This is a genomic window from Undibacterium sp. Rencai35W (assembly GCF_049340185.1).
Lineage (GTDB): Bacteria > Pseudomonadota > Gammaproteobacteria > Burkholderiales > Burkholderiaceae_D > Undibacterium.
The window spans coordinates 169,144-183,680 of sequence record NZ_JBMPPC010000006.1 but is presented as its reverse complement, the minus strand read 5'-3'; the positions used below and the strand labels follow the sequence as shown (position 1 = coordinate 183,680).

General features: G+C 50.0%; 13 protein-coding genes. All 13 read right to left on the bottom strand.

Annotated elements, in window-relative coordinates:
- Window positions 1-11 precede the first annotated feature (11 nt).
- Window positions 12-2,315 carry a TonB-dependent receptor domain-containing protein gene (locus ACO0K3_RS14685; protein ID WP_422985823.1) on the bottom strand — a complete coding sequence of 768 codons (2,304 nt, stop codon included), beginning with the start codon at window positions 2,313-2,315 and terminating at the stop codon, window positions 12-14.
- Window positions 2,316-2,896: 581 nt separating this feature from the next.
- Window positions 2,897-3,934 carry a LacI family DNA-binding transcriptional regulator gene (locus ACO0K3_RS14680; RefSeq protein WP_422985821.1) on the bottom strand — a complete coding sequence of 346 codons (1,038 nt, stop codon included), beginning with the start codon at window positions 3,932-3,934 and terminating at the stop codon, window positions 2,897-2,899.
- A 172-nt stretch (window positions 3,935-4,106) separates the two neighbouring features.
- Window positions 4,107-5,435, bottom strand: a complete 1,329-nt coding sequence (locus tag ACO0K3_RS14675) for a c-type cytochrome (RefSeq protein WP_422985819.1) — start codon at window positions 5,433-5,435, stop codon at window positions 4,107-4,109.
- A gap of 9 nt (window positions 5,436-5,444) precedes the next feature.
- A complete protein-coding gene (locus ACO0K3_RS14670) occupies window positions 5,445-6,185 on the bottom strand; it encodes a c-type cytochrome (protein WP_422985817.1) in 741 nt (246 codons plus the stop codon).
- A gap of 155 nt (window positions 6,186-6,340) precedes the next feature.
- Window positions 6,341-7,993 (bottom strand): methyl-accepting chemotaxis protein, encoded by a 1,653-nt coding sequence (locus ACO0K3_RS14665; protein WP_422985815.1) that lies wholly within the window; start codon window positions 7,991-7,993, stop codon window positions 6,341-6,343.
- A 151-nt stretch (window positions 7,994-8,144) separates the two neighbouring features.
- Window positions 8,145-8,777, bottom strand: a complete 633-nt coding sequence (ureG, locus tag ACO0K3_RS14660; protein WP_422985813.1) for an urease accessory protein UreG — start codon at window positions 8,775-8,777, stop codon at window positions 8,145-8,147.
- A 51-nt stretch (window positions 8,778-8,828) separates the two neighbouring features.
- Window positions 8,829-9,509 (bottom strand): urease accessory protein UreF, encoded by a 681-nt coding sequence (locus ACO0K3_RS14655; RefSeq protein WP_422985811.1) that lies wholly within the window; start codon window positions 9,507-9,509, stop codon window positions 8,829-8,831.
- Window positions 9,510-9,515: 6 nt separating this feature from the next.
- Window positions 9,516-10,064, bottom strand: coding sequence for an urease accessory protein UreE (gene ureE, locus ACO0K3_RS14650; protein WP_422985809.1), 549 nt, complete (start codon window positions 10,062-10,064; stop codon window positions 9,516-9,518).
- A 289-nt stretch (window positions 10,065-10,353) separates the two neighbouring features.
- Window positions 10,354-12,054, bottom strand: coding sequence for an urease subunit alpha (ureC, locus tag ACO0K3_RS14645; RefSeq protein WP_422985807.1), 1,701 nt, complete (start codon window positions 12,052-12,054; stop codon window positions 10,354-10,356).
- A complete protein-coding gene (locus ACO0K3_RS14640) occupies window positions 12,051-12,446 on the bottom strand; it encodes an urease subunit beta (protein WP_422985805.1) in 396 nt (131 codons plus the stop codon). Before ACO0K3_RS14640 ends, ureC begins: the two co-directional genes overlap by 4 nt.
- Before the next feature lie 8 nt (window positions 12,447-12,454).
- Window positions 12,455-12,757 carry an urease subunit gamma gene (locus ACO0K3_RS14635; protein WP_422957144.1) on the bottom strand — a complete coding sequence of 101 codons (303 nt, stop codon included), beginning with the start codon at window positions 12,755-12,757 and terminating at the stop codon, window positions 12,455-12,457.
- Between the two features lie 150 nt (window positions 12,758-12,907).
- Entirely contained in the window at window positions 12,908-13,792 is an 885-nt protein-coding gene (locus tag ACO0K3_RS14630; protein ID WP_422985803.1) for an urease accessory protein UreD, read from the bottom strand.
- 7 nt (window positions 13,793-13,799) lie between these two features.
- Entirely contained in the window at window positions 13,800-14,498 is a 699-nt protein-coding gene (gene urtE, locus ACO0K3_RS14625) for an urea ABC transporter ATP-binding subunit UrtE (protein WP_422957142.1), read from the bottom strand.
- Window positions 14,499-14,537: the final 39 nt, after the last annotated feature.

The following is a 14,537-nucleotide window of genomic DNA, read 5'->3' as shown; positions in this document are numbered from 1 at the left end:
GTAGCAGGAAATCAGAAGCTATATTTCAAGGTCGCACGCAGCGTGCGTCCGTTGATCGAACGCGCTGCATGTCCATCGCCTTCGACCTCGGTATAACCAATGGTATTGAGAAGATTATTCGCACTCAGAGACACTTGCACACGTTCTGTCAGCTGATAATTGACGAAGGCGTTCAAGACGTTAAATCCAGGCAAAGTCAGCGTATTACCGTCGTCACCAAAGGATTTGGTAGTACCGATCACACTAGCGCCAAAAACTGCATCGCCGATGGTATAAGTCGGTGCAATCTGATACACGAACTTGGCCTGACGGCGCGGTGTCTTACCAATCACGGAGCTATCATTTGCTCCTACGATCGTCGCATTGGTATAAGTCAGACCACCTGTCATACGGAACGCATCCATACGGTAGCTTGCCTCAATCTCCAGACCTTTTGCATCATAAGTATTGGCAGTGAATTTCTGGGTGGTCGCCTCAAAATTCGACTCTGCGGTTTTTGCCTGGAACAAAGTCACGAAACTACTGAAATCGCCAGTTTTCCACTTCACGCCTGCTTCAGTCTGTTTCACGATATTGGTACTGATCGGTGTCGTACCATCTAGCGGATTGCCGAACATGATGCGGTCAGCATTGAATGCAATACCTTCACTGACACGGGCAAACAATGCCAGGTCGCGTGTCAGACGATAGTTTGCGCCAAGAGAATAGGATGTGTGATTTACACCATAGTCGATGAACTTCACATTTGCGGCACGATATGCCTGATTGACTGCCTGATTATAAGTGCCGGTTGCATCTTGCTTATCGTAGCGCAGGCTGCCGTCAAGATTCCAGTTACCGCTTTCCCAGTCCAGATTGGCGTAAGTCGCATTGGTTTTGTATTGCGCATCGATACTGCGATTGCAGCAACCACCAAAAACATCTGTTCCCTGAGCGAGCTGACCTTGGGTACCGGGGATCGTCGCACTCGAATTGATCAAAGCCGGCTTGTCACCACTGGCTTGCAGTAAATATTGGTTGAAATTCCACGTTACACCAAGATTTTGTATAGACGAATATAAGCCGACTGTCGCTGCCAACTTACCATTCCCAGTATCAAATACTTTTGATAATTTGACGTCATTTACAGTACTACCGAGATCGTCAAACGAGGTATTGAATACTGTCGCATTAAATGCGGCACCTATATACGCCTTACCAGCATTCGGACCGGTTGCGTATGTCATCCCGCTTGAAGTCGTGCCGTTATCTGCCGGGAAGATGGAAATGAATCGTCCGGTATTCGTCGACTTACGAAACTTTTCATCCAATGTCCAGCCGCCACCGAGTTTCAATGAGGCTTCTGCACCGAAAGCATTATTGACTACATGCAAACCATCATTGATATTAGTCGAAATCTTGTTATTGTTTTTATCCAGAACGATATCGCGCGTCCAGTAAGGGGAGTAAAAACTCGCAGTACGTGGGTCGATGCCGGGCAATTCTGAGATCGTGCCGTTCACCGTTTTGACTGGAACTGGCATATTCATCGGCGACTTATCATCCAGATGTTTAAAACTCAGACGTACATAACCGTTGTCCAGCTGATGCGTCATATTGGCGCGGATCTGACCGCCGTCTTCAGCGGTTATCCCTGCCGGACGTGAGCTGTCACCATTGCGGTAGAAGCCGCCGATGAAGAAGCGGGTCTTATCTGAGATCGGTGCACCGTAGTCAAAATCATAGCGGGTCTGATTGAAATCCAGGCCTTTGGTAATGCCGATGCTGCCGCCTTTTTCACTACCGTTTTTGCTTAAAAAATTAATGATGCCGCCTGGCGAGTTCGTTGCCATCGTTGACGCAGTTCCGCCCCGTACTACCTCTAGATGGCTCAATCCGCCATCCGCACGCAAATACATATCAGGGGTAACGAAGGCGATATCGCCGAATTGCAATAACGGCAAACCGTCTTCCTGAAACTGCACGTAACGGGCGCCACCCGCAGAGATAGGTACGCCACGCACGGTCAAGTTCGCATTGCCTTCGCCACCTGATGATTCGGCGCGAATACCAGGTACCGCACGCAAAATCTCAGCCGCATTCGTCGGCGCTGATTGCGAAATCTGATCGGCATCAAGCGTACTGATCGACACGCTGGCCTTCATCTTGGAAGTGCCTAATGGTGTTCCGGTTACGATCACGGAATTCAGGTTCAACGAATTTTTTTCTTTTTCCTGACTCGTTGCCGCTTCCTGTGCCCAGGCAGCACTCATTTGAAAAATTGCCATCGATACTACGCTGGCCATACGTGTCATTTTGATGCGTTGTGATGTCATTACAGTCTCCGTTTTATTCATTATGTCCAAAACAATGCGCACTTGTTCCGGCGGTGTCGTCACCTTTTTTCTGCTTGCCAGGACGCTGGTGATTCAGCGTATGCAAAGCAGTGACAAAAGACCTCCAGCAATCCTCGCCTGATTCTCCGATCATCTGATGGCAAACATTGATGAAGATCTTTTGTAGTGCAGGTGTGGTGAATTATCGTGCAAAATATTTTTCTTTGCAATCGATTGCAATAGCGCAGTGCAATAAGACCACATCTGATGTAAAGAAGAAATTTTTAAGCTGATCGTGCTATTTTTGAATTGCAGTCTATCTGCGAAGACTGTTTTACCTGTATCTTTTATGGTTGAAGCAGGTGATTTTTTCCGCGAATAATCTGCCTAAATCTCAATATTATACGGAGCATCTCTGTATAAGCCACGCAACATAAAAAATGCTCCACTCATGCTTTTGCTGCAACGCAAAATGCATTACGCCGTTGAATCGGATTATTTATTTCAAAAAGAATAGGTATTTTTGAAATTTATGCAAACGATTGCATTTTTGAGTTATCTATATGAATGACATAGAAAATCTAGCCGGAACGGCTGCTTGAGCGCGGAATAAGTTCGGTCGAGAGCAACTGTGGCGTCGCATTGCGCTGATCTGCCAATACCAGTAAAGCGTCGACTAAGGCTTGCCCTGCCAGTGCAATTGGCTGACGCACGGTGGTAAGAGGAGGATGGAAGTAACGTGCCAGCTCAATATCGTCGTAACCGACTACGGCAACATCGTCTGGTGTCTGAAAGCCTTTTTCTCTCAAGGTGTTAATTGCGGTCATTGCCAGTAAGTCGCTGCATGCAAACAGACCGTCAAATGCGATGCCACGCTGGCATAACTCCTCAACCGCCAGGCGCCCGCCCTCCTCAATAAATGATGCCGGAACTACCAGTCGCTCATCCAGAGTGATCCCATGTTGACTCAGTGCTTTGCAATAGCCTTCGTAGCGATGCGCGACCTCAGGTAATTGTGTATCGCCAAAAAAAGCCAGATGCTTTCGGCCAGACTGAATCAAGTGCTCCGTCGCCAACAAACCACCCATGACATTATCGCTACCGACGGTTACATACAATTGTTGCGGCAATTGTGCACCCCAGACAACGATCGGAACACGGCGCGCAGCGAGTTGGTTCAATTGATCGTGATGACGCCACTGACCAATTAAAATCACGCCAAGCACGCGGCCAGTATCATAGATTTGCGCTGCAGAGTCTAGGCGCTCTGCGTCTACCCGCGACAACAACATGTCGAACCCGCGATCGGTTAAAGCGTCAGCAAGGCTGCCTAACATACTCAGGAAAAACGGATCAGACAAATGCTGCCGGGTCGCAGAATCATAGGGAACGACTACCGCCACGGTGCGGTTTTGCTTTAAGCGCAAATTCTGCGCACCAATATTGATGGTGTAATTTAGCGACCGGGCTAGTTCCTCGATCCGCTTACGGGTCTCATCATTCACTAAAGAGCTGCCACTCAGCGCCCTCGATACCGTCGAGGTAGAGACTCCGGCGAGACGGGCAATATCGGCCATTTGCAAACGGCGCTGCTCAGCACTGCTGGAATCGGATGTCAATTTGTGTAGTTCCGTTTTAGTCGTTATCTTGATGTCATTGCCAGGTCAGGTTTCCCGGCTTCAAAATCGGGAAAATCATCAAGTCGTCCCTCTCTGTGCAGATTGAAAAAGGACTCCTCAGAGTTATTATAAAGCGCAATGATGCAAGAACGAAAAGGAAGTGAGTACCCTTTCAATCCAGAGGTGCCGTGCGGTACCGGTTCACGTCAGACGCACCGATCACCGGTGCTTTATTACCCCATGAATTTCTGACATAGGATATGACCAGAGCGACCTCGGTATCTGACAAGGTCGGCGCAAAAGGCGGCATGCCGTAAGGACGCGGATTACCTTTGGTTGCAGCAGGAAAACCGCCAGCCAGTACTATCCGCACCGGATTCGCTACCGATGTCATTTGCAAGGCGGCATTTCCTTGCAGCGCTGGGTACACCGGTGGCGCGCCGCGTCCGCTGTCGCCGTGACAATCGACACAATGAGTTTTGTAGAGCGCGCCGCCGAGATACATGATGCGTTCCATCTCTTCTTTACCAGCTCCCTGCCCGGCAATCGCCTGGTCCAGTAAGTCCGCTTTGGGCGTAGTCACTTTCGGCAAGGATTGCAGATATACCGTCATCGCCTGCACGTCGCTGTCGTTCAAGTATTGCAGACTGTTGGCAACGACTTCTGCCATTGGTCCAGATGCATGGGCCTGCGCTGAAATACCGTCTCTTAATAATTGACTGAGCTGTGCTGCTGGCCATGCCTGGACTCCAGCCTCGTCTTGCGCCAGCAATGATGGCGCGTACCAGTTACTCACCGGCATATAAGCGCCGCCTAGCTCGTTGTTAAGATCACTGGCACCCAATGCATTGCGGCTGGTGTGGCAGGCACCGCAATGTGCGAGACCTTTCACCAGGTAGGCACCGCGATTCCATTCAACGGTTTGTGCGGGTTGTTGCTGATATTCTCCGGGCTTAAAATATAAAGCGCGCCAGAATGCCAACAAGCCGCGCTGATCATAAGGTGTACGCAGCGCATGCGCCTGACTCTCTCGCTCAACTGCCGGTATCGACTGAAAAAAAGCGAAGAGCGCTTGTGCATCACCAGGTGAAATCTGGGTATAGCTAGGATAAGGAAAAGCCGGATACAATAAGCGACCATCCTTCGATTTACCGTTATGCAAAGCATTCCAGAAATCTCCAAAAGTCCAGTTGCCGATACCTGTTTTTTTGTCCGGCGTGATATTCGGTGAAACGAAATCACCAAACTCAGAGGTAATCAAGCGACCACCGGCATAGGCAGCACCACCTCTGGTCGTATGGCAGCCCATACAATTGCCGGCGCGCGCCAGATAAGCGCCGCGGGCAATCTGATCACTCTGATCCGTAGCATGCTCAGTCGTCCCTGCTGTCTGTCCCATGTCTACCGGTAAAGGCGAGCCCAACTGAGTTCCGTACCAAAAAGTGCCCGATGCAATCAGCGCCAGCACTAGCAATAAACTTGCAAAAATTCGTTTCATCATATCAATCGCTTATTCAAGAATAGTGCCGCAGGACATAGGGCGCTTAGCCTTGAACTCAGCGGCAGAAATCGCTACCGGATTAGCTGGCAATGTTTGCGAAGCAAGCCATGCTGACACGGCCGCGATATCCTGCGAAGTCAATTTACGTGCAATCTGCTCCATGCAATCAGGCGCCTGCGCATGACGGCTGCCGGTTTGCCATGCGCCTAATTGTGAATTGATATAGTCTCGCGGCAACCCCAGCAAGCCCGGAATAAATGGTGCGACACCCGTCATCTTCTCACCATGACAGGCAATACAGGCAGGCAACTTGCTGGCCTGATCGCCGCGTTGCACTAACTGCCTGCCACGCTCGATGACTGCTGACGTCACATCAATGTTCTGAGGCGCTGGATAAGGCGGATGCTGCTCGGAGAAAAAATGGGCGATCTCTTGCAGATAGACATCCGACATATTTCCCACCATATAGGTCATCAAGGGATAAGTGCGTTTGCCATCTCTGAAGTTTTTTAACTGATTCAGTAAATAGCCCTCTGGCTTGCCAGCAATCCGTGGGTAATAACCATCGCTTGCTGCTTTACCTTCTTTGCCATGGCATGAGGTACAGGCCATCAGGCGCTGTGATAACGTATCCGGGACATTTTGTGCAAATGAGGTATTTCCCATCATTAGTGTCATCAAACACAAGAAAACCAACAAGACGATCCGAAGCTGGCCGCGAAAACCGTACATACCTTTTGAAATAAACATAAATCAACACACCTGATAAGATAAAAGACAACGAAACCTCCAGGGAGCGAGATCCGTTCGTTGCAATGCAGTTAGTTTACTTTAAACAATGGAGTGGCAGCATAAAAAAGCCCGTACTATTAATCGAGTACGGGCTTTTCTAATTATCAATGAAACTATCTTAGCCGCAACGATTGATTTTTAGTTTCATTTTTTTGTTCTTGTTCTGGCTTAGCTAGTTTTCTCAAATTGACTGCATCTTTTTGTGCGACAGTAATATCAGTGTCGGTTAACCGAAATAGCCCCATGGAATCAAGAACTGCATCTACCTGATCATTTAAGGATTCCGCCGATGCAGCAAGCTCTTCAACCATCGCTGCATTTTGTTGTGTGACTGAGTCAAGATCGGTAACCGCATCATTAACTTGCGCAATGCCGGATTGTTGTTCAGCTGCAGAGTTGCTGATTTCGCTTAACATCGTGCGCACATTCGCGATTGACTTCAGTGCATCTTCCATTCGCTGTCTGGCCTCGATACTTTGCTTACTGCCAGCATCTACTTTCTCATTAGATTCCTGGATCAAATGCTTAATCTCTCGTGCAGCATCCGTTGTTCTATGTGCTAATGCTCGCACCTCAGAAGCGACCACCGCAAAACCGCGTCCTGCTTCGCCTGCCCTCGCCGCCTCCACTGCGGCGTTTAACGCGAGAATATTCGTCTGAAAGGCAACGCCTTCGATGATGTGAATGATGTCACTGATTTTATGTGACGATCCACTAATTTCTTCCATCGTAACGACAACCGCTTGCACTGCATCCTGACTGCGATAAGCTAAATCCGTCATCTGCGAGGCCAATGTCGAACCTTGTGATGCAGCACCGGCGCTTTGTGCAACCGTACTGTTAATTTCTTCCATCGAAGCAGCGGTTTCTTCTAAACTACTTGCCTGAGACTCCGTCCTGCCAGACATATCTAAATTACCAGCGGCGATTTCCTCAGTCGTGCTGCGAACGTTCTGCAACTCCCTCCTGGTATCACCGACAACAGTGCGAAGATTAACAGAGAGCTGATGTATCGCCTGCTGCACTTCTCCAGCCAAACCACCAGCTCCCAATGCTACCGGATGCGACAAATCACCTGCAGCAAGTCGATCAGCATCATTGAGGATAGCGTTCAAAGGAAGCGAGACCAGATAGCCAATCCATACAGTCAAACCGAGGCCTAATACTATCGCGACAATCGCTGCGGTCGTCGCGGAAAAATACATCGCCGCGAGCAAGACCAGTAAGCCATAGGCTGCCTGAACTAAAAACAAGCGCGCTTTTTTCCCCATGTTGAGGACTTTACCAATAAGTCCAAATAAGTCTTTTCGAATAACCTTGCCATGTTTTAACACGTAGACTTGCCGGCCCTCTTTAGCATCATCGCGCATGTGTTTGTAAAGAACTTCAGCCGCTTTGACCTCTTCTTTAGTCGGTTTTGTACGAACCGAGAGAAAGCCGGTAATTTTTTGCCCGTGTCGCATGGGAGTTGCGTTTGCGCGTACCCAGTAGTAGTCACCATTTTTTCGTCGATTTTTTACTAAACCCGTCCATGGCTTACCCGATTGCAAGGTTGTCCACATGTCCCGAAATGCCTCTTCTGGCATATCGGGGTGGCGTACCAAGTTATGCGGCTGCCCCAGCAACTCATGCCTGAGGAAGCCACTGGTTTGTACAAATGCTGGGTTACAGTAAGTGATGCGCCCTTTTTCATCGGTCACGCTGACCAGGCTATCACTTGGGGGGAACTGATATTCGTTCTGCGAAACAGGGAGGTTTGTGCGCATAATCGTCGACTATCAAGTGGATCGGTACGATTAATATAACACTTCCCTTACAATTAGTAGGGTTATTAATTATTAATTAAGTGATTTACGTCTAATTTGTATTACTTTTGCCATTAATAATTGCTCACATCACACTGTCGCTCTAAAAGAACTATTTATCTAACAACCCCTGTTTACAAATAAATTCAATCACCTGAGGCACACCATCACCGCTGCGCAGATTGGTAAAAATAAAGGGTCGTTCACCGCGCATTTTTTTTGCATCATGCGCCATGACATCAAGGTTCGCGCCGACATACGGTGCCAGATCGGTTTTATTGATAATCAATAAGTCAGAACGGGTGATGCCAGGGCCGCCCTTGCGCGGGATTTTTTCGCCGCCAGCCACGTCAATGACATAGATCGTCAGATCAGATAATTCAGGGCTAAAAGTGGCTGCAAGATTATCACCGCCCGACTCCACCAGAATCAAATCCAGGTCGGGGAACTCAGCGCTCATGCGAGCAATTGCCTCAAGGTTAATTGAGGCATCTTCACGAATCGCCGTATGCGGACATCCGCCTGTTTCTACTCCCATCAAACGCTCGGCGGGTAAAGCATCGGCGCGCAACAGGATTTCCATGTCCTCCTTGGTGTAGATATCGTTCGTGATGACGGCCATGTCGTAATGATCGCGCATGGCTTTGCACAGCATTTCGCATAAGGCCGTTTTGCCCGAGCCAACCGGACCGCCGATGCCGACGCGCAGAGGATTTGAGGTAGTTGCCACTGAAGTTGTTGTCATAATTTTTGAATGGAATAGTTGAGCGCAATACGTTAACTTAAAAAGTACTTTTTACGACCGGTAGAGACGGCTGTACTGGATCTCGTGCTGCATGGACAATAAGGATAAGCCGGGCGACCAGTTCGATAATTCATCATCAGGCAAAGTGTGCGCAACAAGTGCCGCGGCCTCCAATTCTGGTCGCAGCGAGAGCAATAAGCGCTGCCCGGATACCTGCCCCAAAGGGACCGATTTGACACATACCAGCACCTGATTTTCAGCCCATGAAAACAGCATGGCTAACACGCAGGCATCGGCTGGAATATCCAGGGCGACGGAAGCAAACGCCATGGCGGTTGGCAGAGGTACTTCGGCCTGTTGCTGCAAAATAGCCAGCAATGACGCATCGGCGATTTTTAAATCGATGGCGAGTTTCGACAAGGAATATCCCATCTGTATCGTCTCGGCACGGAACTCTGCCGTATCCCGTGCAGCGATAAAGCGCTCGGTCCACAAGCTCACAGCCCCGGCATCACGCGCAGCAAATGCGCTTAACAAACGCCAGAGTATCGGTGCCTCAAACTGGGCGACTATATGATGTAAGGCGTCAACGATCCAGGTACGTGCCGATGCCTCGTCCCTGACGAGACCATTTTCTATGGCTGCCCCCAGCCCTTGCGAGTAGCTGTAGGCGCCGATAGGCAATGAAGGACTGGCAAGCTGAAATAAATGCAGGAGCGAAGCGGATTGCATATAAGCTCACGAAGTCTTGTCCGAAGTAAGCTGGGCTGGCCGGTGAATCTTCTGACGCAAAGGTACTGGTGCCAAGAGATTGTGATGATCGTCGCCATGATGATGGTGACCACCACCGTAGGCACCGGATTCTGGCTCAAACGCGGCCTGCTCTTCGCTCACGATTGCCCCCAGGCCTTCCAGCATTTCTTTCAGCACAGGATCTTTACGAATCCGCAAAAATCCAGTACCCGCCTCGTCGCCGACTTGCGCTTGCGTATGCCGGTTACCAAGATGAAACGCGCAGCGCAACAAAGTATGGGGCGTTTTGCAGTCCACACGATAAGTCGCCTCTTTGGCGGCCAGTACCTTTACAACTTGAACCTCACCGGACTCTGTCATCCCTTGCAGCAAATCGCCATGACGTAGCACCGTACCGCGCACAGTAAATACCGCCACGTCCTCACCGGAACTCAGGGTCGCACGTTGCCGGCTTTTTTCACGTAATTCGTAAGGCAGAACCAGCTCACCGACAATGCTGTCGGCTTGATCTACTTTGGTGTTCAGGGTCAGCATAATTATAAAATTCGTTTTTAAATTAGTGTCTAAAATACGTTGTCAAATAAATCGAAATTTACATCAAACGGCAAGTTGTCTACCATCATCCACATGGTATCCGCAGGCTGGATAAGGCTTTCAGAGGCATTATGTGCCAACAGGCGCGCTCAGCTTGCGAGTTCGTTTTCACATTCCGTCAGGCAAGCTACTCTTACCTTTTCTCTCCGCCTCTGCGCCTGTGTGCCTGTGTCTCTGTGGTGAGAGGTTCTGATTTTCACGTAAATCCTGTCAATATTCACATCAATGATTAAAACAAAAAATAGCGCTGCGCCATCGGTAAGATTTTAGCTGGCTCACAAACCAGTAATTCACCATTCGCACGTACTTCATAAGTTTCAGAGTCGACTTCCATCTTTGGCGTTGCCGCGTTATGAATCATGTCTGCCTTACGCAAATGCCGCATGTTTTTTACGGCAATCAGCGGCTTGTTCAGTTGCAGTTGCGCGCCGATACCGGCATCCAGTGCCGCTTGTGAGACGAAGGTCACCGAGGTTTTTAAACCGCCGCCGTAGGCACCAAACATCATGCGGGTATGGACCGGTTGTGGTGTCGGGATTGATGCATTCGGATCCCCCATCTGTGCCGCCGCGATCATGCCGCTTTTTAAAATCATCGTGGGTTTTACCCCAAAAAATGCTGGCTTCCACAACACGATATCAGCGATCTTACCGACTTCCAGCGAGCCTACTACGTGTGAGATGCCGTGAGTGATCGCCGGGTTGATCGTATATTTAGCGATATAGCGTTTAGCACGGAAATTATCATTGCGGGCATTGTCCTCTGCCAGCGATCCGCGCTGCGTCTTCATCTTATGTGCCGTCTGCCAGGTACGCATGATGACTTCACCGACCCGCCCCATCGCTTGCGAATCGGATGACATCATCGAGATTGCGCCCATGTCATGCAAAATATCTTCCGCAGCAATTGTCTCGCGGCGTATACGGGATTCGGCAAAGGCGATATCTTCTGCGATGGCGGGATCAAGATGATGACAGACCATCAGCATGTCCAGATGTTCGTCGAGTGTATTTACGGTATAAGGCCGGGTCGGATTAGTCGACGATGGCAAGACATTAGCCTGACCGACCGCTGCAATAATATCCGGCGCATGGCCGCCACCGGCACCTTCGGTATGGAAGGTATGGATCGTACGGTCCTTGAATGCCGCCAAAGTATGTTCCAGAAAACCCGCTTCATTCAAGGTATCCGAATGAATCGCGACCTGGATATCCATACGATCAGCAACGGCCAGGCAATTATCAATTGCCGCCGGGGTCGTCCCCCAGTCCTCATGCAGCTTCAAGCCGATGGCTCCCGCCAATACCTGCTCTTCGAGTGGCATCGGCAAGCTCACATTACCTTTGCCGAGAAAACCTAAATTCATCGGAAAAGCATCTGCCGCCGACAACATCGAATGCAGGTGCCATGGGCCAGGCGTACAGGTTGTCGCAGCGGTGCCCGTCGCCGGGCCGGTACCGCCGCCCAGCATGGTGGTCACGCCGCTCATCAATGCTTCTTCTATCTGTTGCGGACAAATAAAATGAATATGCGAATCAATGCCGCCTGCGGTAACGATCATGCCTTCACCAGCGATGATCTCCGTCGCACCACCGATGCACATAGTGACATCCGGCTGGATATCTGGATTACCCGCTTTGCCTATGGCAGCGATCTTGCCGCCTTTGAGGCCGATATCCGCTTTTACGATGCCCCAATGGTCAAGGATCACTGCATTGGTAATGACTGTGTCCATTACGTCTTTGTAATTACGCTGTGACTGTCCCATACCATCGCGGATGACTTTACCGCCACCGAATTTCACTTCTTCGCCATAAGTGGCAAAGTCTTTTTCGATTTCAATAAATAGTTCGGTGTCGGCTAAACGAATCCGGTCGCCGGTTGTCGGGCCAAACATTTCTGCATACGCTTGGCGTGAGATCTTGCTCATTTGGCCTCCTTGTTTTTATCAGTGCTTGCTGTAGCCTGGGGATCAAGATCAGACTCAGCATTAGGCTCAGATTCAGATTCAGGCTGACTCAATGCACCCATCACCTTAGCGTTGAACCCATATACGTTACGATCACCAGCCAGAGCGACCAGCTCCACCGTGCGCTTCTGCCCCGGCTCAAAGCGAACCGCGGTGCCCGCGGCGATATTCAGGCGCATGCCGTAAGCGCCGTTACGATCAAATTCCAATGCGGGATTAGTTTCAAAAAAATGAAAATGGGAGCCAACCTGTATCGGTCTGTCGCCACTGTTCGCCACCACGATGGATGCAGTAACACGACCAACATTGAGTTCAATATCGCCTGCTTCAATCAGCATTTCGCCAGGAATCATATGAGCACCTATGGAATAGGATGATGAACGGTGACCAGCTTGGTGCCGTCCGGGAATGTCGCTTCTACCTGAATATCGGGGATCATCTCGGCAATGCCGTCCATGACATCGGCACGTGTCAGTATCTTGGTGCCATCCGACATCAGCTCAGCGACGGTTTTGCCATCGCGGGCACCTTCCATAATGGCAGCAGTGATCAGAGCGACGGCTTCGGGATAATTCAATTTCAAGCCACGTGCTTGACGTCGTTCAGCCAGCAAGGCTGCCGTAAAAATCAGCAGCTTGTCTTTTTCTCTCGGTGTTAATTCCATGTTTGTTCCTTCAATTTTCTACAAATTTTTTGCTTTATTCTTCTATCCTCTTCCGCTTGCGGTAGAGGGGTATAAAATCGCTGACCCCATCAACAATCTATTTCGTTATTTAGCTGCCACAAGACACATTAACTTCAGCAATAACCACTACTAGGTATTCCAGATCCGCGGCACTACGCCTTCACGCCCCAGCAATTCAGGCCGCACAATTTGCCACATGCGTGTCAGCCACTGACGTGCCATTTCACTCGAATGCCCCATATACCTTGCAACGATGACCGTCTTCATCTGAGTGACGCCAACGGCATGAGGGTCACCGGTCAACGCAATCGCCTCTTCGCGCAAACGCTGGATCAGCGACGCCGGTAATTGTTTGCCGACCGCAATCAGACTGGCACTGACGGTGTTGCCTGCCAGTGCCAGCGGGCTATGCATAGAAGATGAGCCGCCGGCGATGCTGCCCTGCTCAAACCAGAGTAACTTACCCTCACGGCGGATTTCGCTGGTCTGTGTGATTTTTCCGGTATGAAAAGATTCGCCAGAGGCGGTGCGTCCGAAGCACAAAATATCGGCGCCGATATAGCTTGCGTCTTTACCCAGGTTGATTCTGTTTTGCAAACGCACATGCGCAGCATCAAAAAAAATCGTCTCTTGCGGCAACCATTCCAGGGATGCCTGCGCTGCGATATCGAGCTCAATCAATTGATGCGAAACATGACCATTCGCCTTATACCATTTAGCCGCACCGGGAGTTGTAACGAAGGCGTGTGCACCTGAGGCAACGCTGGTTTTGATATGTAATTCGTCACCTCCGACGACACCGCCAGGGGGATGTACCACGATGGCATGGCAAATCGACGGTGCTTCCGGATACAGCGGTTTTTGTACGCGCAGCGGGCCAAAATGGCTACGCTCGACCAGCCGTGTAGTACCGGCATCATCGACAAAACCCAGCGTTAGTCTGGCCTGACACGCGGCTTTGATCACAGGCCCGGCAGAACCGCCGAGTATAAATGGGTCAACAATCTGATTCATCCTGAAACTATACCGCCAAGTGCCTCTTCACGTCCTCACTGTCCATTTGATCTGCCAGACCAGATGCCACAACTTCACCACGTGAAAGAATGATGAACTGATCTGCCAGCGCGCGGGCAAAATCAAAATATTGCTCGCATAAGAGTATCGCCATATCGCCGCGCTCGCGTAACAGACGGATAACACGTTCAATATCCTTAATGATGGATGGTTGTATTCCCTCCGTTGGTTCATCAAAAATAATCAGCTTGGGTTCAGCCAGCAAAGCACGTGCAATCGCAAGTTGCTGCTGCTGCCCGCCAGACAAATCTCCGCCACGGCGATGCAACATTTCTTTTAATACCGGGAACAATTCAACCACTTCGTCTTTAATTACTGAGGCCTTGCGACCTGATTTGACAGCCATTCCCATGAGCATATTTTCTTCTACCGTCAGGCGAGCAAAAATTTCACGGCCTTGCGGAACATAGGCAATACCAGCGGCAGCCCGCTCATGTGGCTTGAGTCTGGTGATGTCGCGACCTTCCAGCATGATGCTGCCGCTGGACACGGGTAACACCCCCATCAGGCATTTCAGCAAGGTCGTTTTGCCGACACCATTACGGCCGAGCAAAGTCAGGCACTGTCCTTTTTCCAGAGACAGCGAGACACCGCGCAAGGTATGGGACGATCCGTAATATTGATTGATGTGATCAACCTGTAGCATAAAAATCCTATGTTTATCGACTAATCCGCAATACCGCTG

What these genes read in the sequence shown, in the direction of transcription:
- ACO0K3_RS14665 (WP_422985815.1), bottom strand. Translation starts at nt 7,993, where the DNA reads ATGCGCACAAACCTCCCTGTTTCGCAGAACGAATATCAGTTCCCCCCA.
- ACO0K3_RS14635 (WP_422957144.1), bottom strand. Translation starts at nt 12,757, where the DNA reads ATGGAATTAACACCGAGAGAAAAAGACAAGCTGCTGATTTTTACGGCA.
- ACO0K3_RS14630 (WP_422985803.1), bottom strand. Translation starts at nt 13,792, where the DNA reads ATGAATCAGATTGTTGACCCATTTATACTCGGCGGTTCTGCCGGGCCT.
- ACO0K3_RS14670 (WP_422985817.1), bottom strand. Translation starts at nt 6,185, where the DNA reads ATGTTTATTTCAAAAGGTATGTACGGTTTTCGCGGCCAGCTTCGGATC.
- ACO0K3_RS14685 (WP_422985823.1), bottom strand. Translation starts at nt 2,315, where the DNA reads ATGACATCACAACGCATCAAAATGACACGTATGGCCAGCGTAGTATCG.
- ACO0K3_RS14655 (WP_422985811.1), bottom strand. Translation starts at nt 9,509, where the DNA reads ATGCAATCCGCTTCGCTCCTGCATTTATTTCAGCTTGCCAGTCCTTCA.
- ureG (WP_422985813.1), bottom strand. Translation starts at nt 8,777, where the DNA reads ATGACAACAACTTCAGTGGCAACTACCTCAAATCCTCTGCGCGTCGGC.
- ACO0K3_RS14675 (WP_422985819.1), bottom strand. Translation starts at nt 5,435, where the DNA reads ATGATGAAACGAATTTTTGCAAGTTTATTGCTAGTGCTGGCGCTGATT.
- ACO0K3_RS14640 (WP_422985805.1), bottom strand. Translation starts at nt 12,446, where the DNA reads ATGATTCCTGGCGAAATGCTGATTGAAGCAGGCGATATTGAACTCAAT.
- ureE (WP_422985809.1), bottom strand. Translation starts at nt 10,064, where the DNA reads ATGCTGACCCTGAACACCAAAGTAGATCAAGCCGACAGCATTGTCGGT.
- urtE (WP_422957142.1), bottom strand. Translation starts at nt 14,498, where the DNA reads ATGCTACAGGTTGATCACATCAATCAATATTACGGATCGTCCCATACC.
- ureC (WP_422985807.1), bottom strand. Translation starts at nt 12,054, where the DNA reads ATGAGCAAGATCTCACGCCAAGCGTATGCAGAAATGTTTGGCCCGACA.